This window comes from Hippea alviniae EP5-r, assembly GCF_000420385.1.
Taxonomy (GTDB): domain Bacteria; phylum Campylobacterota_A; class Desulfurellia; order Desulfurellales; family Hippeaceae; genus Hippea; species Hippea alviniae.
Genome location: NZ_ATUV01000001.1, coordinates 88,568 through 113,369 on the forward strand (window position 1 = coordinate 88,568; position 24,802 = coordinate 113,369).

At 37.2% G+C, this 24,802-nt stretch carries 34 protein-coding genes; 23 read left to right on the top strand and 11 right to left on the bottom strand.

Annotated elements, in window-relative coordinates:
* Positions 1–12 precede the first annotated feature (12 nt).
* From G415_RS0100475 to G415_RS0100490, 4 genes are read left to right on the top strand one after another with little or no spacing between them, the layout of a single operon-like run.
* Positions 13–573, top strand: coding sequence for a D-sedoheptulose-7-phosphate isomerase (locus G415_RS0100475; protein ID WP_022669610.1), 561 nt, complete (start codon positions 13–15; stop codon positions 571–573).
* Positions 560–1,060 carry a D-glycero-beta-D-manno-heptose 1-phosphate adenylyltransferase gene (gene rfaE2, locus G415_RS0100480; RefSeq protein ID WP_022669611.1) on the top strand — a complete coding sequence of 167 codons (501 nt, stop codon included), beginning with the start codon at positions 560–562 and terminating at the stop codon, positions 1,058–1,060. The genes G415_RS0100475 and rfaE2 overlap by 14 nt, the downstream gene beginning before the upstream one ends.
* The gene (gene xerA, locus G415_RS0100485; RefSeq protein WP_022669612.1) at positions 1,032–1,862 is read left to right on the top strand and encodes a site-specific tyrosine recombinase/integron integrase; all 831 of its coding nucleotides are present in this window, start codon (positions 1,032–1,034) and stop codon (positions 1,860–1,862) included. The genes rfaE2 and xerA overlap by 29 nt, the downstream gene beginning before the upstream one ends.
* Entirely contained in the window at positions 1,855–3,051 is a 1,197-nt protein-coding gene (locus G415_RS0100490; protein WP_022669613.1) for an MFS transporter, read from the top strand. Before xerA ends, G415_RS0100490 begins: the two co-directional genes overlap by 8 nt.
* Here G415_RS0100490 and G415_RS0100495 read toward each other — a convergent pair.
* Positions 3,044–4,627 (bottom strand): aspartate:alanine exchanger family transporter, encoded by a 1,584-nt coding sequence (locus G415_RS0100495; protein WP_022669614.1) that lies wholly within the window; start codon positions 4,625–4,627, stop codon positions 3,044–3,046. The two genes, G415_RS0100490 and G415_RS0100495, sit on opposite strands and share 8 nt — an antisense overlap.
* On the bottom strand, positions 4,614–5,978 hold the full coding sequence (locus tag G415_RS10550) for a GGDEF domain-containing protein (protein ID WP_051129526.1): 1,365 nt from the start codon (positions 5,976–5,978) through the stop codon (positions 4,614–4,616). The genes G415_RS0100495 and G415_RS10550 overlap by 14 nt, the downstream gene beginning before the upstream one ends.
* A 157-nt stretch (positions 5,979–6,135) precedes the next feature.
* Here G415_RS10550 and argB point away from each other — a divergent pair, with 157 nt between their 5' ends.
* The 11 genes from argB to G415_RS0100555 all read left to right on the top strand — a co-directional run bounded on the left by argB (position 6,136) and on the right by G415_RS0100555 (position 14,121).
* Positions 6,136–6,984 carry an acetylglutamate kinase gene (argB, locus tag G415_RS0100505; RefSeq protein ID WP_022669616.1) on the top strand — a complete coding sequence of 283 codons (849 nt, stop codon included), beginning with the start codon at positions 6,136–6,138 and terminating at the stop codon, positions 6,982–6,984.
* Complete coding sequence (locus G415_RS0100510; protein WP_022669617.1) at positions 6,971–8,260, top strand: sensor histidine kinase; 1,290 nt, start codon at positions 6,971–6,973, stop codon at positions 8,258–8,260. The genes argB and G415_RS0100510 overlap by 14 nt, the downstream gene beginning before the upstream one ends.
* On the top strand, positions 8,235–8,591 hold the full coding sequence (locus tag G415_RS0100515) for a response regulator (protein ID WP_022669618.1): 357 nt from the start codon (positions 8,235–8,237) through the stop codon (positions 8,589–8,591). Before G415_RS0100510 ends, G415_RS0100515 begins: the two co-directional genes overlap by 26 nt.
* A gap of 75 nt (positions 8,592–8,666) precedes the next feature.
* The gene (locus G415_RS0100520) at positions 8,667–8,852 is read left to right on the top strand and encodes a ferredoxin (RefSeq protein ID WP_022669619.1); all 186 of its coding nucleotides are present in this window, start codon (positions 8,667–8,669) and stop codon (positions 8,850–8,852) included.
* 201 nt (positions 8,853–9,053) lie between these two features.
* Complete coding sequence (locus G415_RS11140; RefSeq protein WP_022669620.1) at positions 9,054–9,212, top strand: hypothetical protein; 159 nt, start codon at positions 9,054–9,056, stop codon at positions 9,210–9,212.
* Between the two features lie 14 nt (positions 9,213–9,226).
* Positions 9,227–10,051 carry a transporter substrate-binding domain-containing protein gene (locus G415_RS0100530; protein ID WP_022669621.1) on the top strand — a complete coding sequence of 275 codons (825 nt, stop codon included), beginning with the start codon at positions 9,227–9,229 and terminating at the stop codon, positions 10,049–10,051.
* 3 nt (positions 10,052–10,054) lie between these two features.
* On the top strand, positions 10,055–10,996 hold the full coding sequence (locus G415_RS0100535; RefSeq protein ID WP_022669622.1) for an amino acid ABC transporter permease: 942 nt from the start codon (positions 10,055–10,057) through the stop codon (positions 10,994–10,996).
* On the top strand, positions 10,989–11,726 hold the full coding sequence (locus G415_RS0100540) for an amino acid ABC transporter ATP-binding protein (protein ID WP_022669623.1): 738 nt from the start codon (positions 10,989–10,991) through the stop codon (positions 11,724–11,726). The genes G415_RS0100535 and G415_RS0100540 overlap by 8 nt, the downstream gene beginning before the upstream one ends.
* Positions 11,727–12,749: a molybdopterin-binding protein gene (locus tag G415_RS0100545; RefSeq protein WP_022669624.1), complete on the top strand. Its 1,023-nt coding sequence runs from the start codon at positions 11,727–11,729 to the stop codon at positions 12,747–12,749.
* A complete protein-coding gene (locus tag G415_RS0100550) occupies positions 12,749–13,912 on the top strand; it encodes a molybdopterin molybdotransferase MoeA (RefSeq protein WP_022669625.1) in 1,164 nt (387 codons plus the stop codon). The genes G415_RS0100545 and G415_RS0100550 overlap by 1 nt, the downstream gene beginning before the upstream one ends.
* 11 nt (positions 13,913–13,923) lie before the next feature.
* Positions 13,924–14,121 (top strand): addiction module protein, encoded by a 198-nt coding sequence (locus G415_RS0100555; RefSeq protein ID WP_022669626.1) that lies wholly within the window; start codon positions 13,924–13,926, stop codon positions 14,119–14,121.
* A gap of 68 nt (positions 14,122–14,189) precedes the next feature.
* On the opposite strand, the gene G415_RS0100560 is transcribed toward G415_RS0100555, so the two are convergent.
* From G415_RS0100560 to G415_RS0100590, 8 genes are all read right to left on the bottom strand, one after another.
* Positions 14,190–14,549 (bottom strand): hypothetical protein, encoded by a 360-nt coding sequence (locus G415_RS0100560; RefSeq protein WP_022669627.1) that lies wholly within the window; start codon positions 14,547–14,549, stop codon positions 14,190–14,192.
* A gap of 3 nt (positions 14,550–14,552) precedes the next feature.
* A complete protein-coding gene (locus G415_RS11395) occupies positions 14,553–14,921 on the bottom strand; it encodes a YraN family protein (RefSeq protein WP_155825454.1) in 369 nt (122 codons plus the stop codon).
* Complete coding sequence (gene rplS / locus G415_RS0100565) at positions 14,893–15,249, bottom strand: 50S ribosomal protein L19 (protein ID WP_022669628.1); 357 nt, start codon at positions 15,247–15,249, stop codon at positions 14,893–14,895. The genes G415_RS11395 and rplS overlap by 29 nt, the downstream gene beginning before the upstream one ends.
* A complete protein-coding gene (trmD, locus tag G415_RS0100570) occupies positions 15,242–15,913 on the bottom strand; it encodes a tRNA (guanosine(37)-N1)-methyltransferase TrmD (RefSeq protein ID WP_022669629.1) in 672 nt (223 codons plus the stop codon). The genes rplS and trmD overlap by 8 nt, the downstream gene beginning before the upstream one ends.
* Positions 15,914–16,144 carry a KH domain-containing protein gene (locus G415_RS0100575; RefSeq protein ID WP_022669630.1) on the bottom strand — a complete coding sequence of 77 codons (231 nt, stop codon included), beginning with the start codon at positions 16,142–16,144 and terminating at the stop codon, positions 15,914–15,916.
* Between the two features lie 6 nt (positions 16,145–16,150).
* Positions 16,151–16,384: a 30S ribosomal protein S16 gene (gene rpsP / locus G415_RS0100580; protein ID WP_022669631.1), complete on the bottom strand. Its 234-nt coding sequence runs from the start codon at positions 16,382–16,384 to the stop codon at positions 16,151–16,153.
* Between the two features lie 12 nt (positions 16,385–16,396).
* Positions 16,397–17,722 carry a signal recognition particle protein gene (ffh, locus tag G415_RS0100585; protein WP_022669632.1) on the bottom strand — a complete coding sequence of 442 codons (1,326 nt, stop codon included), beginning with the start codon at positions 17,720–17,722 and terminating at the stop codon, positions 16,397–16,399.
* 107 nt (positions 17,723–17,829) lie between these two features.
* Positions 17,830–18,411: a hypothetical protein gene (locus tag G415_RS0100590; protein WP_022669633.1), complete on the bottom strand. Its 582-nt coding sequence runs from the start codon at positions 18,409–18,411 to the stop codon at positions 17,830–17,832.
* A gap of 346 nt (positions 18,412–18,757) precedes the next feature.
* On the opposite strand from G415_RS0100590, the gene G415_RS0100600 reads away from it, so the two are divergent.
* Genes G415_RS0100600 through G415_RS0100620 form a run of 5 tightly spaced genes read left to right on the top strand, consistent with a single transcriptional unit; the run spans position 18,758 to position 21,472 of the window.
* On the top strand, positions 18,758–19,090 hold the full coding sequence (locus G415_RS0100600; protein WP_022669636.1) for a DUF5320 domain-containing protein: 333 nt from the start codon (positions 18,758–18,760) through the stop codon (positions 19,088–19,090).
* A 50-nt stretch (positions 19,091–19,140) separates the two neighbouring features.
* Complete coding sequence (locus G415_RS0100605; RefSeq protein WP_022669637.1) at positions 19,141–19,470, top strand: NifB/NifX family molybdenum-iron cluster-binding protein; 330 nt, start codon at positions 19,141–19,143, stop codon at positions 19,468–19,470.
* 9 nt (positions 19,471–19,479) lie between these two features.
* Positions 19,480–20,316, top strand: a complete 837-nt coding sequence (locus G415_RS09300; RefSeq protein ID WP_022669638.1) for a nucleotide-binding protein — start codon at positions 19,480–19,482, stop codon at positions 20,314–20,316.
* Positions 20,313–21,182 carry an ATP-binding protein gene (locus G415_RS0100615; protein ID WP_022669639.1) on the top strand — a complete coding sequence of 290 codons (870 nt, stop codon included), beginning with the start codon at positions 20,313–20,315 and terminating at the stop codon, positions 21,180–21,182. The genes G415_RS09300 and G415_RS0100615 overlap by 4 nt, the downstream gene beginning before the upstream one ends.
* Complete coding sequence (locus G415_RS0100620) at positions 21,179–21,472, top strand: metal-sulfur cluster assembly factor (RefSeq protein WP_022669640.1); 294 nt, start codon at positions 21,179–21,181, stop codon at positions 21,470–21,472. Before G415_RS0100615 ends, G415_RS0100620 begins: the two co-directional genes overlap by 4 nt.
* Here the strand turns inward: G415_RS0100620 and G415_RS10555 are convergent, their stop codons facing one another.
* A complete protein-coding gene (locus G415_RS10555; protein WP_155825403.1) occupies positions 21,473–23,746 on the bottom strand; it encodes an HD domain-containing phosphohydrolase in 2,274 nt (757 codons plus the stop codon). It lies immediately after the preceding gene.
* 114 nt (positions 23,747–23,860) lie between these two features.
* Between G415_RS10555 and G415_RS0100630 the strand changes: the two genes are divergently transcribed.
* From G415_RS0100630 to ndk, 3 genes are read left to right on the top strand one after another with little or no spacing between them, the layout of a single operon-like run.
* Positions 23,861–24,118, top strand: coding sequence for a DUF167 domain-containing protein (locus tag G415_RS0100630; protein ID WP_022669642.1), 258 nt, complete (start codon positions 23,861–23,863; stop codon positions 24,116–24,118).
* Between the two features lie 2 nt (positions 24,119–24,120).
* On the top strand, positions 24,121–24,393 hold the full coding sequence (locus tag G415_RS0100635; RefSeq protein WP_022669643.1) for an FmdB family zinc ribbon protein: 273 nt from the start codon (positions 24,121–24,123) through the stop codon (positions 24,391–24,393).
* Entirely contained in the window at positions 24,386–24,802 is a 417-nt protein-coding gene (gene ndk, locus G415_RS0100640; protein WP_022669644.1) for a nucleoside-diphosphate kinase, read from the top strand. Before G415_RS0100635 ends, ndk begins: the two co-directional genes overlap by 8 nt.

The following is a 24,802-nucleotide window of genomic DNA, read 5'->3' on the forward strand; positions in this document are numbered from 1 at the left end:
GGGAGCTATGTTATGAAAAAGGAAGAGTTTTTGCAAGCGGTTGAAGAGCTTGAAAAAGCTCTCAAACATGTATCGTTTGAAGAGATAAAAACAGTCGCAGATGAGATTATAGATGCGTTTAAAAAAGGACATACGCTTTTCATATGCGGAAATGGTGGATCTGCTGCTGATGCCCAACATATGGCGGCTGAGTTTGTGAATAGATTTTTAAAAGAGAGAGAACCTTTGCCTGCTATAGCACTTACGACCGATACTTCAAATATAACAAGCATTGCGAACGATTACTCGTTTGATAATGTGTTTGAAAAGCAGCTTAAAGCTTTGTCTAAAAGCGGCGATATACTAATTGGAATAAGCACATCTGGAAACTCAAAAAACATAGTAAGGGCGTTTGAGACAGCAAGAGAGATAGGCGTTAAAACCGTTGGCCTTTTGGGTAGAGATGGTGGTGTATTGAGAAATATCAGCGATTATGCGATTGTTGTAAAATCACACTCAACGCCACGCATTCAGGAAGTTCACACATTTATAATACATGCGATTTGTCAGATGGTTGAAGATGCATTTGCTTGAGAAAATTGTAAGTATTGACGATGCCAAAAGCATAGCTAAAGAGTTAAAAGAGAAAGGTAAAACCATAGGCTTTACGAACGGCTGTTTTGATATTCTACATGCAGGGCATGTCAGTTATCTTGCAAAGGCTAAGGATATGGTTGATGTGCTGTTTGTTGGCTTGAACTCTGATAGTTCAGTTAGAAGATTAAAGGGTAAAAACAGGCCTATAAACAGTCAGAGCGATAGAGCACTTGTGCTTGCTGGTTTAAGTAGCGTTGATTTTGTGATTATCTTTGAAGAAGATACGCCTATAAAGTTGATAGAAGCAATAAAACCTGATTTTCTCTTTAAAGGTGCCGATTGGAAAGGCAAAACTGTTGTTGGTGCAGATTTTGTTTTGAAAAACGGTGGCAGGGTTGAGTTTATCGATTTCTTAGGTGGAAGATCAACAACATCGACGATAGAGAAGGTAATAGATGCATACTGCACTGATAGAAGAGTTTGAGCGTTATCTTGATGCAAGGTATAGTTCGCACCATACGAAAAGAGCATATATGAAGGATGTTGAAGAGTTTTTGTCGCACTCTTTCGGTTTTGACATAGAAGGTGTTGAAAGGTTTGAGTCTGTTCTATTTAAGAAGGGATTATCTTCAAAGAGCATAAATAGAAAATTGGCGTCGTTGAGTGTATTTTTTGAATTTTTGAAACAGAAGGGTATTGTTGAGAAGAATCCGGTTAAGCTTGTGGATAAACCGAAGCAGAAGAAGAGTCTTCCTAAGTTTTTAGAAGTTGATGAGCTTGTTGGTTTGCTTGAGAGCGTTAAAGACAAAAGGGATAGGGCGTTGCTTGAACTTTTGTATTCGACTGGTTTAAGGGTTAGCGAGCTTGTCTCTTTGAATGTTGAAGATGTGGATTTTGACAATTTAAGGTTAAAGGTTAGAAGAAAAGGTGGCAGGGTTATGTATGTTCCATTTGGGAGAAGGGCAGGTGAGTATCTGCTTGAGTATCTTAAAGGCAGAAAAACAGGGCCACTCTTTCTAAACAGGTATAACAACAGGATTTCAGATAGAATGGTTAGAAAGATAATAAAAAGATATGCATTGGGAAGCATCTTCAAAGATATATCGCCACACACATTGAGACATACAAGGGCTACGCATCTTTTAAACAGCGGTATGGATTTAAGACTGCTTCAGAGATTTTTAGGGCACTCTTCGATTAGAGCAACTCAAATCTATACGCATCTCAACCTTAAAGAGCTCTCAGATGTTTACGATAAAACTCATCCAATAGTAAACGATGAATAGAAAAAAGAGAAACTATCTTTTAGGCGTATCTCACGGCGTATTTTACTTTGCATCAAATGGTTTTGTTGACTATACAACCGTTTTGCCTGCATTTTTGAAGCATCTTGTTAACTCAAATGCTCTAATAGGCTTTACTGCAGCCATATCAAGAGGCGGTGCCGTATTTTTTCAGCTTCTTTCGGCTTTCTATTTGCAGGGAAGAAAGAAGAAGCCGTATCTTGTTGCATCACTCTGGGTTAGGTTTATCTCGTGGTTTATGATAGCTTTAACATCGTATATTCTTCTGCCTAATCATCCAATTGCAGAGCTTGTCTGTTTTATCTTCTTTTTGAGTCTCTTCTCGTTTGCCGGTGGTATTGCTACAATACCGTTTTACGACATCATCTCTTATAACATACCAGCGGATTTGCTTGGCAGATTTTGGGCAGCAAGGCAGTTTATAGGTGGCATACTTGCCGTTTTAAGTGGGATTGTCGTAAAATTTATTTTAAAACAGTATCCCTATCCTTTGGGTTTTACCATTCTGTTTGTCTTTGCAACTATTGGTTTTGGTCTTACTTCACTAAGTCTTGGTTTGATGGATGAAGGCCAGGAAAAACAGAAGAAAAACAGGAGTTTTTCTGAGTTTATCAATGATGCTCTGAGCATTTTAAGGAGTGATTTCTCTTTAAAGAGAATGGTTTTATCTGAGTTTTTCAGTCATGCTGTCTATATGTGTTTGCCGTTTATCTCGCTGTATGCCTTAAAGGTTGCACATATCTCTCAGTCAAAGATAGGGTATTTTGTTTCAATTCAGATGATAGGCAGTATCTTGTCAAACCTATTCTGGGGCTATTTTGCAGACAGAAAAGGCCCTAAATTTATCATTTTAACAACAAATACATTGGCTTTCTTTGTGCCTTTTTTGAGCATATTTTTCTCAAACTTCTATCTGCTTTTGATTGTCTATTTTCTGATGGGTGCTTATCTGCACGGCTCATACATAGGATATACAAACTATCTTTTAAAGATAGCTCCACAGCAGAAGAGACCAACCTATGTCAGCATAAGAGGAACCTTTAACGCTCTCTCTTACTTCTTGCCTGCTTTAGGTGGTTTTATTGCCGATGAGTTCTCTTTTTATGTGTTGTTTGTGATTTCTGCTTTGTTGTCCTTTTTGGCTTTGGTCTATTCTCTTACGCTTAAATAAGTTTTATACCTATTTCTGCCAAAATGATAGATAAGACCATGGCAAATGGGTAAACGGCAGCATAGCCTATGGATGGATAATCTGAGTTTACGACATTGTTTGCCATAGAAAGAGATGGTGTTGATGTCATGGCGCCTGATATAACGCCCATGATGTCAAGCAGATTCATCTTAAATATTTTTCTTGCAACAAATGTTGTTATGAACAGCGGCAGAAGAATTCCGAAAAGCCCTAAAACAATGGCAATCCAACCGTGATTTTTTATTGCTTCAAATAGAAACTTACCAGAGTTTGTGCCGATGGTTGCAAGGAATATGAGCTGTCCTAACACCTTCATTAGAGAGTTTGAGTGTGGTGATAACTGCCAGACTATCCTTCCTGTTCTGCCTATTCTTCCCAAAATTAGAGCTGTGATGAGTATGCCACCTACAAAGCTAAACTTGAATGTGCCAAGATAAGGTATGCCAAAGGGTATATTCCCGACGAATATGCCTATCACAATTCCTAAGGCAATGGGTAAAAAGTCTGCCGCAGGATACTTCAAAAGGTCGTTTCCTATTAGTTTTGTTAGTTTTTTTTCATACTTTTGTGGAGCAACAACATACAGTTTATCACCCAATCTTAACGATAGGGTTGGATATGGTGGTATATCTATACCTGAGCGTCTAACCTTTGTTATTGTTGCATGGAGAGGTTTTAACTCTTTTAGTTCGCCAATCTTTCTGCCCACAACATCTTTGGATGTTACAAGGAGTCTGTAAACCTTCATGTCGTCGTGGAATTTATAAGGCTCTTTTAGCTCTTCACCCAAGATAATACGCAGATTCTTTAGCTGGTCTTCTGTTCCTGACACCCTTACTATGTCTCCATAATGGAGAATAGGGTCTTCTGTTTCTTGTTCGCATGGTTGACTTGATTCAACCCTTTCTATTACCGTTGCTGTCATTTTCTCTATCTGAGATTTGTATATGGTTGTGTTTTTGAAGTTCTCGTTTGTTATTTTGAAATTTTTTGTGATAATATCCGGATGAAGAAGGTGTTGTTTTGCTTCAAATTCTTTTATCTCTTTTTGTATATCTGCCTTTAGAATTTGCGGTAGAAACCTAACAAACATGATGGTTGCAAATATGGCAAACGGATACACAACACCAAATGCTATTGATAGGTTTGGTGAATTTTTAAGCTCGAGCGCAGCAGCCAAAGCCGGAGCGCTTGATATAGCACCTGTGAATATTCCATCTATAACACTATCAGGTAGAGACAAATACAAGCCCAAAGAGAATATGAGAGAAAAAATTAACATAAGAAGCAGAAGGCTTAAGAAATTAAACTTTATACCGTTCTCTTTTATTGCTTCAAAAAACCCAGGACCAGACTGTAATCCAACTGCATAAATAAAGATTGCAAGACCAAAGAATTTAAACGATGGTGGTATTGTTATACCAAAATGGCCTGCAATTAAAGCAACTATAAGAATAGCAGATATGTCGAGAGAAAAACCTTTTATCTTAATGTTACCTAAAATATAACCTAAAGCTATTATTAAAAATAGGTAAAATATGTCAGAGTGAAGCATGTTTTACGATTCTGTTTCTTCCATTTCTTTTTGCCTGATACAGAGCTTCATCGGCTTCTTTTATTGCATCTTCGGGTGTTTTTGTATCTTGAGAAGGATTTAAGGCAGAGACACCTCCGGATACAGTTATCTTTATGTTTATATCATTCCATTTAAAGGTGGATTCTTCGACGATTTTTCTTATTGTATCGGCTTTTTTTACTGCGTCTTCTATACCTGAGTTGCCTATTACACATAAAAACTCTTCTCCGCCATATCTCATAGCTATATCTTCTGCTCTTAAATTTTCACTTAATATTCTACCGAACGATGCCAAAATATAATCACCAGCCTGATGACCGTATGTGTCATTTATCTTTTTAAAATGGTCTATGTCAAACATAAGAAAAAATAGGGCACTTTTTGACCTTAAAGCTCTTTTATACTCTTCGTTGATTCTTCTCATGCCAAACCTTCTGTTGTATATGCCTGTTAGTTCATCATAAGCTGCCATATTTTGTAACTTCTCGTACATCTCGGCACTTTCATAGGCAAATTTGTACTCATTTAGCATTTTTTCTATGAGTGATTTTCTTTCCCTTGAAAGCAGGTAGTTGCTGTATATGGCAAACAGCCATGCTTTGTTACCGTGTTTTATAGGAAAATAGCTAACTTCTTTTGGCCTTATTTTTCCCGTTCCGAAATCTACTATTTCAACTTCTTCGTTTCTTAAGTGGACGGTTTTTCCGTTTTCTATTATATCTATAAGAGATTTTTTCTTCGCCGATGTTAGGTTTGTTATTGTCCTACTTGAGTGTATAAGGTTTATATCTCCTGAAGTCAAAAGGTATATCTCGCCGCCCAAGATTTCAAGTTTAGATATTAGGAAGTCCAAGATTGTTTTGTTTAGTTTATTTGTTAGGTTTATTGTGCTGATTTTTGTTGAGAACTCCTCCAGTGTTTCATGTTGCCAAAACTGACCTCTTATTACCCTGATTAGGGAATTGTATTTTGTTGCTATTCTTCCAATAATATCACTTGATAGTATTTTTAAGTAGCAGTTTTGACACTCTTGAATACTTTTTACCTTTCCTGTCTGGTATTGAAAGATATTGTCTGTTATTGTTTCTATGTTGTTTTCAAATTCTTTAAGTCTTCTGAGTATTGTTAGGTTTACAACAAAAAACGATATCAGACCTACGCTTATGCCTGCTGATATTGTGCTTAATAGAAATTTGGTGGAATATACTTTCTCTTGTGGTAGTTTTAGAACAAACTCAGAAAAAGGAATAAAGGCTGCACCTATGAATATTCCCATTAATATCATTAAGCGGGCACTGTCTTTAACGATACTCTTTGCCCTTTTTCTCATGTCTAACTAAAATACATATTTTTTGAATTCAGTCAATAATTTAAATATGTTAGATTTTGAAAAAAATGAGCTTGTTTTGGTTGTTTTGCGATGTTGCTTATCTTGATTTTTATAAAATTAATGTGTTAAACTAACTCCAACAAAAAAGGAGAGGGATATGTTTGATAAAGGTGATTGCCTGGTTGAAGTTCTTCCTTACATAAAGAAGTTTTATTCAAAAAATATGGTCATAAAATATGGCGGTTCGGCTATGATTGACCCTAAATTAAGGGAAATTTTTTCAAAGGATGTTTCTCTTCTTAAATATGTTGGTATTAACCCTATTGTTGTTCACGGCGGTGGTCCAGAAATAGGAGAGACATTGAATAAACTGCATATCGAGAGTAAATTTTACAAGGGCTTGAGAATTACAGATGAAGGAACAATGGAAGTTGTCGTAATGGTTCTTGCTGGAAAGGTTAATAAGGAGATAGTTTTGCAGATAAACAAAAGTGGCGGCAAAGCCGTTGGTGTTAGTGGCGTTGACGCTCAGATTATAAAGGCTAAGAAAAAATTGGTTGAAGATGTTGACTTGGGTCTTGTAGGTGATGTTGAGGGTGTGAATCCGGATATTTTGCTTCATCTTTCTCAGAATGGTTATATACCCGTTGTTGCTCCGATTGGATTTGATGAGCTTGGCAGGAGATACAATATAAACGCTGATAGTGTTGCAAGTGCTGTTGCTATAAGTTTAAAAGCTGAAAAGCTTATATTTTTGACTGATACTGATGGCGTTCTTGATAAAAACGGCAATCTTATATCTTCTATTCACATAAATGAGATAGAGAGCTTGATAAATAACGGCACAATAGGTGGCGGGATGATACCGAAGGTGCTTTCTGCTAAGGATGCGGTTGAATCAGGAGTAAAAAAAGTTCATATTATAAACGGAACAAAGCCACATTCTTTGCTTGAGGAAATTTTTACTTTAGAAGGTGTAGGAACCCAAATTTATGGAGAAGATTGATTTAGGGCAGTTTGTTCATGTTATAAACTCCGTGGACGACCTACTCACTTTATATTTGAGGTCTTTGCCTGTTCTTGCCTATTTGTGCAGAACAGATAAGCTACTGTTTTTCAAATACAGTAGCAGAAAGAAGTGTTTTGATTTAAAGGTTGGCATAGAAAAGGAAAGTTTAAGGGAAGTTATAGAAAATGGGTTTTTTAATTATGATACGGATAAAATTTTTAGGAGTGATTTTAATATAAAGATAAGAAAGTGGGGGTCTTCTTGCAATGATGCAATTAGAAGCTTTGTTATGTCTTATGTTAAGAAAGAGGTCTCGGTCATAAAAAGGGAAGAGCTACAGCCTGCACGCTTCAGAAAGTTATTCGATGAGCTTGAGCTTGGAGAAGAGATACTTTATATACCTTTGATTGCAAGAGGAGAGATAGTTGGGTTTTTGTTAGTTTCTCCTGTTTGTAATGTGGATAGTGCTAAACTTTATTTTGATATATTTTCCTGTGGTTTAGATAAACTTCTTTTAAAGAAAAGTGTAGAGAACCTTGTTTCAATTATTCAAGCTGAGAAAGATAAAGCGGAGAGAGATGAAAAGATTTATGAGCTTGGCAAAACGGCCATGACAATAGCTCATGAGATGAAAAACTCTCTTATTGGCGTAATAGGGTTATTTGATAAACTTTCTGACTATCTTGATGACAATGAGAAGGCCATAAAGTATAGGGATATAATAAAATCTCAGCTCAATAAACTTTACAATTTTACGCTCGATATTAATAGATTTTCAAAAATTACTAAGGATGTAAAGTTTGAAAGAGTAGATATAGCAGATATTATAGACAACTCCATAGAAATGGCTTCGACAATTTCTGACAATGTCTCTTTCTCCGTCTCTGTGGGTGATGATGCAGGATGGATTTATGCTGACAAAGACCATCTTGAGCAAGTGTTTCTAAATCTGTTTAAAAACTCCATTGAGGCAAAAAAGGACGGTAAGGTAAAAATAAGTGTGTCAGTGAGTAAGGAAGGCAATAATATTCTAATAAGAATAAAAGATAATTGCGGTGGCGTTGACGAAGAGACGCTTAAAAATATGCTTAAACCGTTTTATACAACTAAGTCATATGGAACTGGTCTTGGTCTTGCAATAGTTAAAGGAATTGTAGAGAATTACGAAGGCGAAATAAACTTTAGAAATGTGCCGGGTGGGCTTGAATGTATAATAAGGCTTCCAATAAAAAGAGTGGAGGATAGAAATGGCGAAAAAAATCATGGTAGTTGACGATGAAGATGCAATAAGGTTGCTTTATCAGGAAGAGTTTGAAGATGAAGGGTATGAGGTTATAGCTTGCGCAGACGGAGAAGAAGCCTTAGAGAAATTCGATAAAGAGAATCCGGATATTGTTGTGTTAGATATAGCAATGCCAGGCATGAGTGGTCTTGATGTTTTGAGTAAAATAAAAGAAAAATCTCCTAAAACACCTGTTATTATGTCAACTGCTTACTCTCATTATAAAGATGATTTTTATACTTATGTCGCAGATGCTTATATAGTAAAATCTCCAGATCTAACTGAACTTAAGGAAAAAGTGAAGGAATTGATAGGTGAATAAAATCTTGACACAGCAGAGCAAATTTAATAGAAAAGCAGGGGTAATTCAGAAAGGAATTTTTTAGGAGGTGACTCAATGGCTAAGGTATGGGTTGATGGTGGTGCTTGCATCGGTTGCGAGGCTTGCGTTGACGAATTGCCAGATGTTTTCCAGATGGAAGACGGAAAAGCAAAGGTTGTAAATCCTGAAGGAGCTTCTTTGGACGAGATTAAAGAGGTTGCTGAAGCTTGCCCAACAGAAGCTATTAAGGTTGAAGAGTAATTTTAATGGCGCCTGCGGGCGCCTTAATTTTCCTCCTTATTTTTTCCTTCTTTTTTTCTCCTTTTTCTTATTTCTTTCTACTTTTTAATTATATAAAATTAAGTTGGTTTTTAAATAAAAATTTAGTATAAGCAGAAGAGAGATAGGTGATTTTTAGTTTGCAAAGATAAAAATTGTTGTTTATTATTTAGGAGGTGAGCCATGAGCGAGAAACAACAAGTTGAAGCGGTTGAAGTTAAATGTCCCAAATGTGGTTATACTATGATTATTTATATGCCAAAAGAAGAGATACCCAAGTGCCCTAAATGTGGCACGCAGATGGTAATAAGTGAGCTATTAGATGAAGGTAAATACTATTGATAGGAGGTTTTGGTATGAAGCGCTTTAAGTTGGTTGGTTTGTTGTCGGCACTTTTTCTGTTAACTGCTGTGTTTGCTCAGGCTGCAGATATTAATCTGTGGCATAATTCAACTCTTTATAAGATTGAGAAAAGGGGTGTTCTGAGGGTTGGATTAAATGCAGGTTATATGCCTTTCGAAATGAGAAGTAAAACAGGGAAAATTATTGGTTTTGATGTTGATTTGGCAAAGTTGATGGCTAAAGCTATGGGTGTTAAACTTCAAATAGTAAATACTGATTGGGATGGTATTATTCCTTCTCTTATGACGGGTAAGTTCGACATTATTATGAGTGGTATGACAATAACACAGAAGAGAAACCTGAAGGTTAACTTTGCAGACCCATATATAGTCGTTGGTCAAACAATACTTTTGAACAAAAAATGGGCCGGAAAAGTTAAAAGCTATAAAGATTTAAATTCTCCGAAGTTCACAATAACAGTTATGCTTGGAACTACGGGAGATTTTGCAGCTAAAAAGTTTATGCCCAAAGCTAAGATTGAAGAATTCCAGACAGAAGAGGAAGCCGTAATGCAGGTTGTTCAGGGTAGAGCAGACGCATTTATATATGATAAACCTTACAACAGCATCTTCTATGCAACCAAGGGAAAAGGCAAGCTAATATTTCTTGATAAGCCATTCACTTATGAGCCTTTAGGCTGGGCTATAAACAAAGGAGACCCTGACTTTCTAAATTGGCTTAACAACTTCTTAAGACAGATAAAACACGATGGTGAATACCAGAAGCTTTACAATAAGTGGTTTGTAAATGTAAAAGACTGGATAAATAAGGTTCAATAAGAAATGAGAAGAGACAGCAATAAGTGGATATGGCATATTGCCTTTGTTTTGGTTATTGTTGGAACGGGCTTTTTTATCTATAAAGCAAGTTTGAGAATCAATTATTCTTGGAACTGGAGGGCTGTGCCCTCCTATCTTGTTTACAAAGCTACACAAGAGATAGACTCACCTGTTAATGGTTTTGTTGAGTATGTTGGTAAGAATGAGGTCGTGATTAAAAGTCTTTCTAAGAAAATAATAAAGATAAAAGTTGAGCATCCGGTTGTTAAAAAGGGAGCGGTTGTATCTTCTGGAGATGAGATAGGCTATAATTCAAGCTATAAAGCTGGACCTTTGTTGATGGGTCTTTATATGACTATAAAGGTCAGCGTGGTTTCTATTATTATGGCTTTGATTATCGGCTTTATAGCTGGTCTTATGCGTATTTCTGAAAATCCGCTATTTAGAAATTTATCTGTTGTTTATATAGAAATTATAAGAGGAACACCTTTACTCGTTCAGATATTTATCGTCTATTTCTTTGTCGGCACGATATTTAACATGACAAGATTTTTTGCTGGTGCGTTTGCTTTGGCTGTCTTTGAAGGTGCATACATAGCAGAGATAATAAGAGCTGGCATACAGTCGATACCGCGTGGTCAAACGGAAGCTTCCCTTGCTTTGGGTATGAATTACTTTCAAATAATGCGGTATATAATTATGCCGCAGGCTATAAAAAGGGTTTTGCCGGCTTTAGCTGGACAGTTTATCTCTCTAATTAAAGACTCGTCGCTTTTATCTGTTATCTCTTTGACAGAGCTTACAAAGGCTGGAAGAGAGATAGTGTCATCAACCTTTAGTCCATTTGAGATATGGTTTAGTGTTGCTGCACTGTATTTTATAGTTACATATTCGTTAAGCTTACTTGATAGGTATCTTGAAAGGAGATTGGCTGGCAATGAGTGATGATATAATCATAGCTGAGCATTTGCATAAGACTTTTCCCAATGGTGTTCAAGCCTTACGAGATGTCTCTTTAACCGTTAAGAAGGGTGAAGTTGTTGTTATTATAGGTGCATCGGGTAGTGGAAAGACAACCTTTTTAAGAACGATAAACCAGCTTGAGACCGTTGATTCTGGCAGGATTATTGTTGATGGAGTTGATTTAACAGACCCGAAAACAAATCTTACCAAAATAAGGGCAGATATAGGGATGGTTTTTCAGCATTTTAATGTCTTTCCGCACCTTACTGTGCTTGAAAATGTTACAATAGGTCAGATTTTGGTTAGAAAACGCCCGAAAGAAGAAGCAAAAAAGATTGCCCTTGAGTTTTTAACAAAGGTCGGTATAGCAGATAAGAAGGATGAATACCCAACAAACCTATCTGGTGGTCAGAAACAGCGTGTGGCAATTGCTCGAGCTTTGGCGATGAACCCAAAGATAATGCTGTTTGACGAAGCAACAAGTGCTTTAGACCCAGAGATGGTGGGTGGTATCTTAGATATAATGAAGGCTTTGGCAAAAGAAGGGATAACAATGGTTGTTGTTACTCATGAGATGGGTTTTGCAAGGGAAGCAGCAGACAGAATCGTCTATATGGACTCAGGCAAGATTGTTGAGATGGGAACGCCAGATGAGATATTTAGCAATCCAAAGAGCGACAGATTGAAGCAGTTTTTAAGCCAAATACTGTAAATGAAAAGAATAAAAATACCCATAGAAGAAGCTGTTGGCGAAGAGATACCGCACGATTTTACCAAGATCTCGCCAGCAGAAGGTTTCAAAGGTGCATATTTCAAAAAAGGCCATATTATAACAAAAGAAGATATACCTAAACTAAAGGCTATAGGTAAGAATTACATCTATAAGCTTATTCTTGATGAAGATGAATTACACGAAGATGATTTTGCAAAGGCTATAGCTCCTTATCTTGCAGGTAAAAACATAACCTTCTCGAAAGAACCAGAAGAAGGCAAAATCACATTTTTTGCAGACATAGACGGCCTTTTTAGATTGAATAGAAAGGCTGTAATCAACTTAAACAGGATAGAGATAACTTCTTTTCCAACAATTCATGATAGATTTCCTGTGAAGAAGGGCTATAAGGTTGCAGCTTTTAGGATTATTCCACTTGTAGCCAAAAAAAAGGTGCTTGATAGGGCTTTAAAGATAGCAAAAGAGCCGTTAATCTGGGTTGATGAGTATAAGATAAAGAAGGCATCGGTTATAATCACAGGGACTGAAGTGTATGAAGGCAGGATAAAGGATAAATTTTTGCCAAAAATCAGAAGAAAACTTGCCAATTTTGGTGTTGAAGTTGAAAGAAGCGTTATACTGCCCGATGATATTAGACGGATAAGGGATAAGTTTTTGGAGTTTAGCGACTCTGAGTTTGTGATTATTACGGGTGGCTCAAGTGTTGACCCGGATGATGTCTCAAAAAGAGCTTTAAAAAGAGCAGGTGTTAAATTTATCAGAGAAGGTAATCCCATTCAGCCTGCCAATAATTTAAGCATAGGCTATTTTAATGATACGGTTGTGTGTGTTGTGCCTGCTGGCGCTATATTTTACAAAGCAACGGCGTTTGATATACTCTTGCCACGCATTCTAACAAAGGATAAGATAACAAAAAGGGATATTGCAGAGTATTCGATTGGTGGTTTGTGTCATTTCTGCAAGGTTTGTGTATATCCTGTCTGTCCGTTTGGTAAGGTGTAATGGTTAAGGTTAAAGAAGCAGTTGAGATAATTCTTAAAAATACAGAGACGGTTAAAGGGTTTGAGTATGTGAGCATAGATAATGCTTACGACAGGATAGTTTATGAAGATGTTTTTAGTAAGATAGATATTCCATCTTTTAAACGCTCAGCGATGGATGGCTATGGCATTGTTGGTGATTGTGATAAATATAAGATTGTTGAAAGTGAGAGTGAGCTGAAAGAGTGCACATGTATAAGGATAAATACTGGTTTTCCTATACCTGAAGGAGTTAGGGCTGTTGCTGAAGTTGAAATTGTTGATGTTAAAAATGGTTGTTTGAGTTTAAAAAAGGGTGTCGAAGATAAAAGAAACTTTACATTTGCAGGTATAGAAGTTAAAAAAGGCGATAGAATTGTCAAAAAGGGTGATAGACTTAGCGTTAGGCTTGTCTCTTTGTGTGCTTACTGTGGTATATCTCATATAAAGGTGTTTAGAAAACCAATTGTTGGCATAATCACAACGGGTGATGAAGTTGTTTTTCCTTTTGAAGAGCCAAAGAGAAACACCGTTTACAACTGCAACTATTATATTTTGAAAGGCCTTGTGAGTAAGTGGTTTGGAAGTCCAATATATTTTGGGCATGTAAAAGATAACAAAGGTGATTTAGAGACACTTTTTAAAGATGCACTCAAAAACTGTGATGTTGTTTTGAGTAGTGGTGGTGTAAGTAAGGGCAGTATGGACTTTACAAAAGAGATAATAGAAGGGTTGGGTGGTGAAATTCTCTTCGATAAGACAACGATAAAGCCGGGTAAACCTGCTGTTTTTTCAAAGGTTCACGGCAAGATTTTCTTTGGCCTTCCGGGATGGCCATCTGCGTTATACACAGTTGCTTATCTCTATCTGAAGCCCTTGCTTTATAAACTTGCTGGTTTTAAGCATAACCCAAAAGAGCTAACTTGCATAATAGACGAAGATATGCACTCAAGGGAAGGCAAGTATTACTTTGATAGGGTCTCTGTTGAGTTTAGAGATGGCACATACCATGCCGTCTCAACAGGTTCTCAGAAGACAGATAACTTCTATTCGCTTGCAATTGCCGATGGGCTTGTTGGGATAGAAGAAGAAAAGGGAGATGTAAGCAAAGAGAACAGGGTTGAGCTTGTGCTGTTCGATGATTGAAGGAGAGAAACATGAAAAATTTTGATTTAGATGGGATAAGTATTGAAGAGAAGTTAAAACTTGTGGATAGATTATGGGAGTCTATTTTGATAGACGAAGAGAAAGTTTCTTCTCCGCATTGGCACAAAGATGTTTTGGCTGAGAGAAAAAAGTTAATAGATGAAGGGTTTGCCGAGTTTGTTTCTGTTGATGAGTTAAGTGCGGAATGAGAGTAAGAGAAGTTTTTGTTCTTAAAGAAGCGATTAATGATTTGAAAAAAGGCAGGAAGCCTACCGAATTAAGGCTTCCTGAACAGACTCTCTATGTCTATAACCTTCTCTTCGTTTTTTTGACCTGCAGGTGCGGATAAATCTCCCTGTGGCATTGTTGAGCTTATCTTAATGTTGCTTTTTGCTTCGTGGTATTTGTTCTCTAAATCCTGTGGCACACTCTGATACTCATAGACAACCTTATCCATACTTATAAATCCGCCGATTTTCTCTTCAAATGGAAAGCCATAAGGAACAATAGCTATTTGAATTCCTGCAGAACCAGGTATAACCTGAATTAGAGCAACATCTTCAAGACCGTTTTTTATCTCATTATGTGTGCCTATTACCGTTTCTCCTGTAACCAGTTTTACAAATTTTACTGCCATTTTCTATCCCTCCAAAAATACATTTTTTATCCAGTTTGCATCGTTGCCGTCAAAACCTATTATATCGAACCTGAAATCACAATCCCTGATTTTGAACTTTTGAATGAAAAAGTTTATGCAATCTTTTAATCTCTTTCTTTTGTTTTTGTCAACAGACTGAGCTGAGAATCCAAAATCAGCAGTTGAGCGTGCTTTTACTTCAACAAAAACAATTAAATTACCCTTCTTGGCTATTATGTCTATCTCACCATATTTACATCGGAAATTTCTCTCTATGATAGAGTATCCTTCTTCTTTTAAAAGGCAGGCAGCCTTTTCTTCGAACTGCCTGCCGATAGCTGTTTTAGTAGCCTTTTTTTCTAATTTTTGCAGCTTTTCCTCTTCTCTCTCTTAGATAATAGAGTCTTGCTCTTCTTACCTTACCGCGCTGCAGAACTTCAATCTTCTCGATTGTCGGGCTGAAATATGGGAAAATCTTTTCAACACCTACTCCGTTTGACTCTTTTCTGACTGTAAATGTGCCGTTTAGACCTCTGCCGCCTCTTCTCCTTATTACTATACCGGCAAATACCTGAATTCTCTCTTTGTTTCCTTCTTTAACCTTCGTGTAAACCTTTACCGTATCTCCAGGCCATATCTCTGGAATCTCTCTTCCTAAGGACTTTACAATCTCATCTTCAAATGCCTTAAGCTTATCCATCTTCAACTCCCATCCATTTTAATGTTCTCTCTTTTGCCTTCTGCATACGCCACTCTTTAATCTTTTTGTGGTTTCCAGAAAGCAGAATATCTGGAACCGCCATTCCACGATACACTCGTGGCCTTGTGTATTGTGGGTATTCTATTAAACCATCTTCAAAGCTCTCTTCTTTTAAAGACTCTTCATTCCCCAAAACGCCCGGTATGAGTCTTACTGTTGCATCGACAATTGCCATCGCAGCTATCTCACCGCCGCTTAAAACAAACCTGCCGAGCGATATCTCTTCATCTGCTAAATATCTAACCCTTTCATCAAAGCCTTCATACCTGCCGCAGATAATAGCAATTGAGTCCTTTTTTGACAACTCCTTTGCCTTGTCCTGATTAAATATCTCACCGGCAGGTGTTAAAAGTATGGTGTGAACATCAGGGCTTTTCTCTTTTACATAGTCCATTGCTTCATAAATCGGCTCAGGCTTCATCACCATTCCTGCGCCACCGCCGTAAGGATAATCGTCAGTTGTTCTGTGTTTATCATGCGTAAAGTCTCGTATGTTTACTGTCTCAATCTTCACAAGCTTTTTCTCTTGAGCTCTTTTTATAATTGTCTCGTTAAATACACTCTCAAACATATTTGGAAAAATACTTAAGATGTAAATCTCCATTTACTCGATAATCTCAAGCACAGCCTTTTTGCCGGCCTTTTTGCTTGCTGCATTGAGAATTGTTCTTATTGCTTTGATTGTTTTGCCTTCCTTACCTATAATTTTACCCAAATCGTTCTTATCAACACTCAATTCAACGACAGTAGTCTTCTCACCAGCAATCTCTTTAATACTAACAGCATCCTGATTGTCAACTAAGCTCTTCACAATGCAGCTTATTAACTCTTTCATGGCCTCCTACCCTACCTTTTTTACAAGGTTTTTTACGGTTTCGGATACTTGAGCCCCTTTCTCTATCCAGTAATTGTATTTCTCCATCTCAACTTTGATTGTTGGTGGTTCGGTTTTTGGGTCGTAATAGCCAATAACTTCCAAGACAGCACCGTCTCTTTTTCTTCTTGAGTCAACAGCAACAATTCTGTAGAAAGGTTTTTTCTTTGTTCCGCCTCTTCTTAGCCTTATAGCTACCACTTTTTCCTCCTTTTATCCGTTTATTCCTAATCTCTTCATAAGCGTTAGAGCTTTTGACTTATTCATGCCCTTCATTAGCTTATTCATCTCTATAAACTGTTTTATGAGCCTGTTTACATCGCTTACCCTTGTTCCGCTGCCTTTGGCTATGCGTCTTTTTCTGCTTGCATTGATTATCTTATAATTCTGCCTTTCTTCTTTTGTCATTGAGAGAATTATTGCTTCTATATGTTTAAGCTCTTTATTAAACTCTTCTTCATCATCTATTTTTATTTTGTTCATGCCTGGAATCATCTGCAGGATTTTTGCCAATGAGCCCATCTTTTGAATTTTTCTTAACTGGTCTAAAAAGTCGTCAAAGGTAAATTGCTGTTTTTTTAATTTTCTTGCAAGCTCCTTTGCTTCTTTCTCTGTTGTTGTTTCCCTAACTTTCTCGATGAGCGTTAAGACATCGCCCATGCCGAGTATTCGTGATGCAACCCTATCTGGATAGAACGGTTCAAAATCGCTAATCTTCTCACCGACACCGGCAAACTTTATCGGTTTACCGACGACTTTCATTATTGAAAGAGCTGCACCGCCTCTTGCGTCGCCGTCAAGCTTTGTAAATATGGAACCCGTTATACCGACTCGCTCATTGAATACTTTGGCGACATTGACAGCTTCTTGACCTATCATTGCATCAGCAACAAAGAGTATCTCGTGTGGTGATACCCTCTCCTTGATGCGCTCAAGCTCACCCATCAACTCATCGTCAATGTGCAATCTTCCGGCTGTATCGATAATGATTATATCTCTTCCATTCTCTTTTGCAAATTGCACAGACTCTTCTGCTATATCTTCAGGTTTTGCATTCTCTTTTTTAAATACGGGAATGTTTATCTGTTTTCCTAATACTTCAAGCTGTTTTATGGCTGCAGGTCTGTATATGTCGCATGCTACGAGTAAGGGCTGCCTGCCTTTTGACCTTAAGTATTTTGCCAATTTTGCAGCCGTTGTTGTTTTACCACTTCCCTGAAGTCCTACGAGCATTATGATGAATGGCTTTTGTGTTATGGTTAGTGTGCTTGCTTCACCACCGAGAATCTCTGTCAATTTTTTATGTGTTTGCTCAACGATTATCTGTCCAGGTGTTAGGCTTTTTTCTAGCTCTTTGCCTTTGAGCTCTTCTTTGAGCTCATTTATAAAATCTTTGACGACTTTATAATTTACATCGGCTTCTAAAAGGGCAAATTTTATCTCTTTGAGTGCTTTATTTAAGTCTTCTTCTGTTATAATGCCTTTTGACTTTAGTTTTTTAAAGATATCGTTGAGCTTCTCAGACAAATCCGTAAACATCATTCAACCCCCAAGTAGCGCACAATCCTATTACAAATAAGCATAATTGTCAATATCAATTGTTTTCGGAAATTATATTATAATAATTTTCTCATTTCAAAACAAATTTAAGAAGGCATCTTACATATATCTTGAAAATGCTCTTCTTTTTCTAAGCATGATGCTATAGCGTTTACTTTTCTTTCTTTTAAGCAGTTATGTATTGTTTCAAACACCTTCTCAAAGCGCTCTTTTTCGCTGTTTAGTTTTATGTCGCTTGTGTCAATTGCAAACAGCTGACTTTCTCCTTTATCTGTTTTTAAGTATAGCCCAAATCTTTGTGGCTGTTGTTTGCCTAATTTAAGAGTCGTTAGCTTTATTTTGCAGTTAGGGTTTTTCTCTAAATATACTTTTGATATGGTGGGCATGATGCAAAAACCCTGAGTAATAACAATTACTGTGTCGTTTTGAGAGTCAAAAACACATTCTGTCTCTAATTCAAATGTTGAGTCTCTGTTGCAGTTATAGGTTATAAGAGCGACTTCATTATTTGAAATCTCGGATAATTCTTTAACCATAGGATTTTCTTTATCCTGCTCTATCTTCATTTTGCCTTTTTCTCCATTTTTCAATACAAAATCATTTGCAGGGTCTAAAATGACATAGCTTTCTACTCTTTTCTCTTTGAACTCTTCAAAGAGTTGCCACATAAGTCTTAAAAAGTCTTCTTTTTTTTTTGCACTATGCTGTCTAATTTTTCTCTTTTTACATAATACCTAAACATTACACCCTTTGCTTGGCCTATGCTTAGCATAGTACCTCCTTTTTGGGTTTTTTTGGGTTTGTTTGACTTAAAAACCGTCCTAAAAGCACTTTTTTATATACTGCCATTAAAATGTTCATGTGTCAATATGAAAGTCATAGGTTGCTTTTTTAGCTGCCAATAATTTTGAACATAAGTTCAATAAGTGATAAAATAACATCTTGAATCTTTTTGAAAAAGGAGTATTAGTTGAATTGAAAATATGAAAAAAAATGTTTTAGGAGGTGATAAAGATGCCTTGGGGTGATAGAACAGGTCCATTAGGATACGGACCAAGAACAGGCAGAGCTTTGGGTTATTGCTCTGGCAACTCTGTGCCTGGTTATATGGTAGGTGGCCCTGGTTTTGGAAGAGGCTGGGGCTTTGGCAGAGGAAGAGGCTTCGGCAGAGGCTGGGGTTGGCATCGTGGCTGGGGTCCTGGCTGGCAGGGTTATGCACCCGTAGTTCCTTATGCTTATCCTGACAAAGAAACAGAGAGAAAGGCTTTAGAGACTCAGATTGAATCTCTTACCCGTTCTATCGATGCTTTAAAGAACAGACTTAGTGAGTTGGATAAAGAAGAGTAAAACCCGCCTTTGTGCGGGTTATTTTTTATTTCTAAGGAGGGATTAAGCAGATGAAACTTATGATAACGGCAAAAGGCGATAACTTAAACTCAACGATAGATGAAAGATATGGAAGGGCTGAGTATTTTATCTTTTACGATACAGAGAGTGGTGATTTTGAAGCCATAAAAAACCCATTTTTGAATGACCAGGGTGGTGTTGGCGTATCAACGGCAAAATTTACCATAGAAAAGGGCGTTAATGCCATTATATCGGGCAGTTATGGGCCAAATGCTACAGATGTTCTTAAGGTTTCGAATATAGAGCTTTACAAGGCTGTTCCTGGAACAGTTGAAGAGAATATTAAGCTGTTCAAAGAAGGAAAATTACAGAAGTTTTAGGAGAATATCATGAAGATAGCCGTAACAAGCGGTAAAGGTGGAACAGGAAAGACGACTATTTCACTTCTTTTGGCTTATGCTTCAGAAAATCCGCAATACATAGACTGCGACGCTGAAGAACCCAATGGGCATCTGTTTTTAAAGCCAAAGATAGAAAAAAGGATTCCATATACAGAGCTTGTTCCAAAGATTAACGAAGATATCTGCACATTTTGTGGCAAATGTGCTGATGCTTGTGCCTATAAGGCACTTGTTGTTATGGGAGAGCCGCTGAAAAAGGTGATGTTTTTTGATGAGCTGTGCCACTCCTGTGGTGCCTGTGCCTATGTCTGTCCGGTTGAAGGAGCTTTGGTTGAAGTTGAAAAGCAGGTAGGTGAGATAGCCATAGGAAAAGCAGGTCATATAGATTTTGTTATGGGTCAGTTAAATATAGGTGAAGCAAGTGCTACACAGCTCATAGCATCTCTAAAAAGAGACTATATGGACGAGTCAAAAACGGTGATTTTAGACTCACCGCCGGGCACAAGCTGCACGGTTGTTGAGACGATTGATGGTGTTGATTTTGTTGTTTTGGTTACAGAGCCAACACCATTTGGATTGAGTGATTTGAAGCTTTCTGTTGAACTTGTGCGTGATATGGGTTTGCCGTTTGGAATCATTGTAAATAAGCATGAAGATGAGAAGCATCTGATAGAAGATTATGCAAAGGAAGAGAATATAGAGATACTTTACAGATTGCCGTTTTCTGAAGAGTTTGCCAAAATGTATTCAAAAGGGAGCTTGCCGTTTGAGAAGTATAAAAACGATTTTGCTTCAGTTTTAAAAAGGATAGAGGAAAAGCTATGAGTAAGGAGCTTGTAATTATAAGTGGTAAGGGTGGAACAGGAAAGACAACTTTGACCAGCAGTCTTGCCTATTTGATGAAGGATAAGATTATTGTTGATGCAGATGCAGATGCGGCAAATATGTATATCCTGATGAAGCCAAAGGTTAAGTATTCAGAGAAGTTTAAAGGTAATCCAAAAGCTTATATTGACCCTGACAAATGCACTGGTTGTGATATCTGCAGAAAGCTGTGCAGATTTGATGCGATTGATATTACAGATGATGGCGTTTATGTGGTTGATGAGATTAAGTGTGATTCGTGCAGGCTGTGTGAGATAGCATGTCCAGAAAAGGCTATTACGATGAAGGATGTGTTTAGCGGCGAGTGGTATGAGTCAGAGACTGAATACGGCCTGTTTGTCCATGCAAAGCTGTATCCGGGTGCTGAGAACTCTGGCAACCTTGTCACAATGGTAAAGCATAGGGCACATATCTTAAGCGAAGAGAAAGGCATTGAATACATACTGGTTGATGGCTCGCCGGGTATTGGATGTCCAGTGATTTCAACCATCTCTGGTGCTAATTTTGTGATTATTGTTGCAGAGCCAACACCTGCGGGTTTACATGATTTGGAAAGGGTTAAAAAACTGTGTGATTCGTTCAAGGTTAAAAGTGGCGTTGTCGTTAACAAATACGATTTAAACGAAGAGAAGACAAAGCAGATAGAAGAGTTTGCTAAAAAAGAAGGCATAGAAGTTCTTGGTAAAATACCGTTTGATAAATGCGTGCCCGATGCGATAGTAAATCTTGAGATACCTTATGCTGCATGCGACAGAATAAAAAACGCCATAGAACAGATTTATAAAAGGGCTATGGAGTTGCTATGAGTATACAAGAGAAGGTTATAGAGAAGTTAAAGACGGTCTATGACCCTGAGCTAAGGGAAGATGTTGTAAAACTCAAGCTTGTTTATGATTTGAAGGTTGATGAAGAAAACGGCATCGTTGATATAAAATTTAGGCCAACAGTTGAAAACTGCCCAGTTGGTTTGCAGCTTGCCATTGCTATAAAGAAGGCGATTCTTTCTGTTGAAGGCGTTAAGAGAGCCAATGTGAAGGTTGAAAACTTTATCTGGGCAAAGGAAGCTGAAGAGTTTTTAAAGGCTTTGGATAAATAGTTATCCCTTTTTTATTGCTGCAAACTTTAAGCTTTCAAGCTGCATCTCGGCGAGGTAGATTATCTCCTCGCCGTTTTTGATGTTTTCGGAAGGAACGAATGTTATCAGGAATTCAGGATGATAGTCGTTTACTGTGATGTTTTTGAGTTTTTCTTTTAGTCTCTGTTGCATCGCTATTGGGTTGCTTGATTTAAATATGAATGCAAAGTAGTTTGCACCAACTCTGGATGGGTAAATTGCTTCTTTCTCTTCTTTTATGGCTTTTGCAATTTTTGATATCAGCTCATTGCCCTTTTCATAACCAAAGATATAGTTGATTTTCTTTAAGTGCTTTATGTCTATCATAAACAGATAAAAACGCTCTTTTGTTTCCAAAAGCTTATCTATAAAACCTATTAGACTTTTAATCCTGTAAAGGCCGGTAAATGTATCCTTTTCAAATAAGTCTAATCTGCTCTTTTCGATTTCTGAGAGCTTTTCTGATATGTTTTCTGGCTTATTCTCAATGATATAGATATCTTTCAAGCATGATTCTATTTTAGAGACAATATCTTTATCTAAAGGCATGCTTTTTATTATCTCTATGGCTTTGCTGACTTCAAATGCTTCTCTGTAAGGCCTTGAAGTTGTTAAAGCATCGAATACATCGGCTATTGCCAATATTCTTCCTTCAAGCTTTATCTCTTCGCATTTTAAACCATCAGGATAACCACTCCCGTCGCACCGCTCATGATGTTGCCTTACAATGAGTGCGATATCTTTAAACATTTCGACATCTTTAATTATCTCGTAAGAGAATTCCGGGTGGTATTTCATTATCTCATACTCATATTCACTGAGTTTGCCGGGTTTAAGTAAGATGCTGTCTGGTATTGCAACCTTGCCTAAGTCATGAAGTAGGCCAGCTATGTATAACTTGTGTTGCATCTCTTCGTTTAATCCCAATTTTGCTGCTATTCTTTGAGAATATAGGGCTACTCTTTCTGAGTGTCCTTTTGTATAAACATCTCTTACTTCAACCACCTTTACGAATGCCTTTATAAACTCAAGCCTGTTTTGTTCGAGTTGTAAGTTTTTATCTATTATTGTTGAAGATAAGCTATTGAGCGCATCTGAGATTGTCTTTAGTTTTTCAAAGGAGATTTCTTCTAAATTTATAGGGTCTCTTTTTTTGCCTATAAACGGGATTGCGGATACAATTTTGTTTGTATCTCTCTGGACTGTTTTTGAAAAGTCTCTACCGATTAGGTATATAACAAGAAGCGTAATTAAATATAAGAGAAAAAGAAGTATTTGAAAAAGTCTAAGTTTTTTAAACAAATTGTCGGAAAATAGAGCAGCTTCTTCCTTTAATCTGTGAACATAGAAACCTGTTCCAACCATCCAGTGGAGTGGCTCGTAATATTTTCTGAACGATATTTTAAGCTGTGGTTTTCTGCTTGTAGGTGATGGATACCAGTATGTTGAGTATGTTTCTGAATGTTCCCTTAGGCCTTTTAAATATTTTTCCCTGTAGTAATTGCCTTTTGCATCAGGTTTAAACGACGATGAGGGCTTACCTATATCAACACCCAAGGATTTGTTGTATATATTCATGGCAAAATCTTTGCCGCCGTTTAGGTTCAATATCTTTACGACAAAGAAGTAGGAGTCTCTGTTTTTGTTTTGAAATATGAACTCGTTTAGTCGCGGAAATACGAAATCCATTATTTTCACTTCGAGATTGAGCATAGATGTATAAGCTGCGAGTTTTAAATTGTTTATTTGTGTTGTTGCAACGAGAAATTTTTGAGGATATACTCCTTCTTTTAATGTTGGCGATTTGCACATGTATAGGTGAATCTTATTAAAGCTTAAGTTGAGATTTTTTCTGTAAGGTTTGCAGTATTTAAAGCTTAAAAAATCAGCTGTAGATGAGCCGTTGTCAAAGAAAACGGCGAACTTCACTTCACCGGATTGATTAAGTCTGTTCAGAGATTCTGTTATATTGTCTGGGTTAAAGAGTGGCTTTTTGAGTGATAACTCGTAAGAGAGCGTTTTAAATGTGTCTTTTATGATTGAGTTTGTATAGCTGTCGATAAACGATATAACTGCGTATGTCTCAAGTTTTATCGCTTCCTTCTGTTTATCTATCTCTTTCTGATATACAAACCTTTCAACAACACTCTTTTGGGTTTTTTCTGTGAAGTAAAATACAGAGACCATGAGTAGGAAAATAATAATAAGGATTGCATATACAAATCTAAAATAGGACTTCTCACTCAATTTTCTCATACCAAATAAAATTATGTAACTTTTTTGTTCAAAGTCCAATTTTTTCTTGCTTTATTGGTATTGACTTTAACGGCAAACTTATGTTAATTTTTGTTGGCTTTTTGGGAGATGTGTATGGTTATTCAACTTAGGGTAAAGCCCAACTCAAGGCATGAGTCGATTGGCTTTGAAAATGGCTTGCTTGTGCTTAAAATAAGAGAAAAACCGGTGGAAGGGAAGGCGAACAAGGCAGTTGTTGAGAAGCTGGCTAAGTTTTTTGGCGTTGCCAAAGGTTGTATAGAGATAGTTTCTGGTGAGAAGTCCAAAGAGAAAAGGGTAAGGATAGATTGCATTGACGATGACGAGATACTAAGAAGACTGAAGGAGGCCTAAAGATGCCGATTTATGAGTATCGATGCAAGTTTTGTGGTCATGAGTTTGAAGTTTTGCAGGGATTTAACGACCCGGCACCTGAAATTTGTCCAAACTGCAAAAAGAGTGGCGGTATAACGAAGCTTGTATCTGAGACAGCCTTTGAGTTAAAGGGCAGTGGTTGGTATGTAACGGATTACAAAAAGTCTTCGAACTCTTCAGATAAATCAAAGAACAAAAGCGATTCATCTCAAACAAAAACAGAAGCAAAGAAGGAGGAAAAAAAGAGTGCTTGAAAGGACATTATCAATTATTAAGCCTGATGCCGTAAAAGCTAAAAATGCGGGAAAGATTATTGAGATGTTGGAGTCTAACGGTTTTTCTATTATCGGAATGAAAAAGATTCACCTTACAAAAGAGCAGGCTAAAAAGTTTTACATTGTTCATAAGGATAGGCCATTTTACGACTCTTTGACGGATTTTATGAGTGAAGGGCCGATTATCGTTATGGTGCTCGAGAAAGATAATGCTATAGAAGATTACAGAAAACTTATGGGAGCAACGAATCCCGAAGATGCAGAAGAAGGCACAATAAGAAAACTTTTTGGCACAAACATTGAAAGAAACGCCGTTCACGGTTCAGACTCAAAAGAATCTGCAAGTTATGAGATAGGTTTCTTCTTTAACGAATTAGAACTGGTATAA